The following is a 2,374-nucleotide window of genomic DNA, read 5'->3' as shown; positions in this document are numbered from 1 at the left end:
CACTAACTTATTGATATAACTAAATTTGAAAGTTATGGATCATAAAGGTAACAGCACACTTTCTCCCTCACTCTTGACACCTCCTAAACTTGGCAATAAAAAAACTGCACGTATAAACGTGCAGCCAATTAGTGCTAACTTCCCAAGGTTTATCACACTCAATCGGTAACGACACCACAAGTAATACTTTACAATCTATTCAACCTCTTGAAAATTCTACGTTTCACCATGATATCACTTGTATTATCGTGATTTTTTTGATATAATTATTGAGTAGGATATCATACTCAGGAGGTGTTGAAATGTATTACGATTTTTTGGTGGAAATTCCAGAACTAAAAGGTAAGATTTCTAGAAACAAACGTGGTGAAACGACTTATATTGAATACACATATGAGAGAAAATATATTCCTGAAAAGAAATATAACGTGCCTAAGCGGACTACTATTGGGAAAATGTCTGCTGATGATTCTGAGATGATGTATCCCAATCCCAATTTCGAAAAATACTTTCCGGATGTTGTTCTTCCAGAAGCAAGTAATTCGACTGTTTCACGTAGCTCCTGTATTCGTGTAGGTGATTTGAGTTCTATCATGGTTATAAATAAAATCGTTAACGATTACAAACTATCAAATCATCTTTCATCTTGGGATGACCGAGGAAAAGGGCTTTTGTTAGACTTGGCAGCTTATTCTATTATCTCTGAAAGTAATGTAGCTCAGCATTATCCGGACTATGCTTATAACCATCCTGTTTTTACACCTGAACAGAGAATTTACAGCGATTCAACCATCTCCAGATTTCTGACAGAAATCACAGAGGATGACCGAATAGATTTCCTAAATAGCTGGAATACAAATAGGAACCATAATGAACAAATCTATTTATCTTACGACTCAACCAATAAGAATTGTAAAGCTGGAGATATTGAAAAAGCTGAGTTTGGACATGCAAAGGAAGATGTAGGAGCTCCAATCATCAACTATGCTATTACTTATGATATGAATAATCAGGAACCTTTGTTATACGAAAGCTACCCTGGAAGTATCGTTGATGTTTCGCAGTTGCAGTGTGTCTTAGAAAAAGTTCAAGGATACGGTTATAAGAATATTGGATTTGTTCTTGATCGTGGATATTTCAGTAAAGCCAATCTTAATTACATGGATGAATGCAACTATGATTTTGTTATCATGGTTAAGGGAAAAGCCTCTTTTGTCAACGGTTTGATCATGAAACACAAGGGAGAATTCGAAACAAGTAGATCCTGTGCAATCCCAGAATATAGAACATACGGAATGACGGTCTGCGATAAACTCAATGCTGATGATACGAAGGACAGATATTTTCATCTTTACCATAAAGTGTCTAAGGAAAGTGCAGAACGTATGAAGTTAGAAAATGAACTTCAACGTATGAAAGAAATGATGGATAAAAACAAAGGAAGAGATATAGACTTTGGGAAGAAATATGAACATTATTACAAACTGACCTATCACGAAAAAGATGGGAAACAAAAGTTCTACGGATATAAAGAACGAGAAGATGTGATTGAGCAGGCGTTGAAGCTATGTGGCTATTTTGTGATAGTGACATCCAAAAAGATGACTTGCCGAGAAGCTCTCCTGTTATACAAAAGTCGGGATGTATCCGAAAAACTATTCTGTAGTGATAAATCATTTCTTGGAAATAGAACACTTAGGGTTTCTGGTAATGATGCGATGGAATCAAAGATTTTTGTCCAATTTATCGCATTGATTATTAGGAGCAAGATATATACTCAGTTAAGAAAACGCATGGCAGAAATGGCTAAAAAACATAATTATATGACAGTTCCAGCGGCTCTTCGTGAATTAGAGAAGATTGAACTCATCAGACAGCCTGGCGGAAATTACAAACTTGATCATGCAATTACTGCAAGACAGAAAACAATTTTAGGAGCATTTGGAATAGATGAAGACTATGCAAGAGCAAAAGCTTTGTCAGTAGGAAAAGAACTCATGGTAGCTGCTGATCCAGAAATCGAGGAGGTTGAAGATGGCACGTACGAAATCTATTAAAACAATCGATGAAAAGATACACGAACAAGAAGAACGACTATGTAAAACGAAGGAACGATGTGACAAAATATCAAGAGAACTTGATTGTCTCTACGAAGAAAAGAAAACATTAGAAGCAAAGGAGTTATTAGATGCAATAGACCGTAGTCCTAAGACCAGAGCTGAAGTATTAGCATTTCTGGGAAGTTAAAATTATTTACCGCCATCAGACTTTCAATGTTCGTGATGGCGGTATTGCAGAGTACATTGAGTAGGAGAAGTTTGGGAAGTTAGCACTAATAGTGTATTTAAGGTATAAGAAAAGACCACTTTTTAAG

Annotated in this window: 2 protein-coding genes; both read left to right on the top strand. The window is 35.9% G+C overall.

Features of this window, described 5'->3' with window-relative positions; translation table 11 throughout:
- Window positions 1-302 precede the first annotated feature (302 nt).
- Window positions 303-2,057, top strand: a complete 1,755-nt coding sequence (locus tag AC3AX0_RS11655; protein WP_487550454.1) for an IS1634 family transposase — start codon at window positions 303-305, stop codon at window positions 2,055-2,057.
- A complete protein-coding gene (locus tag AC3AX0_RS11650; RefSeq protein ID WP_487550453.1) occupies window positions 2,035-2,247 on the top strand; it encodes a hypothetical protein in 213 nt (70 codons plus the stop codon). The genes AC3AX0_RS11655 and AC3AX0_RS11650 overlap by 23 nt, the downstream gene beginning before the upstream one ends.
- Window positions 2,248-2,374: the final 127 nt, after the last annotated feature.

It is taken from the genome of Dethiosulfatibacter sp., from assembly GCF_983023055.1.
This window is presented reverse-complemented; position numbering and strand designations above follow the sequence as displayed.